This window comes from Mesorhizobium sp. M1227 (assembly GCF_040318315.1).
GTDB lineage: Bacteria > Pseudomonadota > Alphaproteobacteria > Rhizobiales > Rhizobiaceae > Mesorhizobium.
This window is the reverse complement of the sequence record NZ_JAMYLZ010000115.1, coordinates 1-658: the sequence shown is the minus strand read 5'-3', so window position 1 is coordinate 658 and position 658 is coordinate 1. Positions and strand designations below refer to the sequence as shown.

Sequence of the window (658 nt, the reverse complement as noted above, 5' to 3'; positions counted from 1 at the left end):
GAGCCGGAAAAATCTGCTTCAGCCACGACGTCGGGCGGGCATTCGGGATGCGCGAGCACGATCACGCCGGGATGGCTTTCGCGCAACTCGCGGATGTCGGCCGGTGTAAAGCGCTCATGCACCTCGCAATGCCCTTTCCAGGCGATGATCTGCACATCGGTCTGGGCGGCGATATTCTGGGCCAGATATTCGTCCGGCAACATGATCACCTGGGGAACGCCAAGGGATTGGACGACCGCCTTGGCGTTGCCGGATGTACAGCAGATATCCGACTCGGCTTTCACTTCGGCCGACGTGTTGACATAAGTGATGATCGGCACGCCGGGATAACGCTGGCGCATCAAGCGCACGTCTTCTGCCGTGATCGATTCCGCCAACGAACAGCCTGCCCGCAGGTCGGGAATGAGCACCGTCTTTTGCGGATTGAGCAGCTTGGCCGTTTCGGCCATGAAATGTACGCCGGCCAGCACGATGACTTGCGCCTCGATCGTCGCAGCCGTGCGGGCCAGTGCCAAGCTGTCGCCGACGATGTCGGCCACGCAATGGAAGATCTCGGGGGTCTGATAGTTGTGCGCCAGGATGATGGCGTTGCGCTCGCGCTTCAGTGCAAGGATCGCCTCGATATCCTCGACGAAAGCCGGCCATTCGATCGGCGGGA

1 protein-coding gene is annotated in these 658 nt (G+C 60.9%); it reads right to left on the bottom strand.

Translation table 11 applies throughout. From position 1 onward, the window contains the following. Positions 1 to 658, bottom strand: a 658-nt coding sequence (locus NKH28_RS34350; protein WP_352981470.1) for a quinolinate synthase, incomplete at both ends; no start/stop codon positions are given.